Consider the following 250-nt stretch of genomic DNA (forward strand, 5'->3'; position numbering starts at 1 on the left):
TCTTCCTCCTGCTACAGCGCGCTTTGCGATAGAACAACTTGCACGCGTTTTCCCACAACGTAAAGATGTACAAATACGTCCTTTGCGGATTGCAGGGATTCGAGCAGAAGAGATCAAACCTCAAGCACAATCAACTCAAATGATTCTACATATTCATGGTGGCGCTTTTTTTGTAGGATCGCTTAAAACGCATCGTGCTTTTCTTTCCGAAGTTGCAGCACGAACACAGATGCAAGTGCTACATCTAGAT

Annotated in this window: 1 protein-coding gene; it reads left to right on the forward strand. The window is 44.4% G+C overall.

Annotated elements, in window-relative coordinates:
* The coding region (locus ACG9ZB_RS17670; RefSeq protein ID WP_419326888.1) for an alpha/beta hydrolase fold domain-containing protein at positions 1–250 on the forward strand (250 nt) is incomplete at both ends.

It is taken from the genome of Acinetobacter johnsonii, assembly GCF_048551975.1.
In the GTDB taxonomy this organism is placed as follows: domain Bacteria; phylum Pseudomonadota; class Gammaproteobacteria; order Pseudomonadales; family Moraxellaceae; genus Acinetobacter; species Acinetobacter johnsonii_A.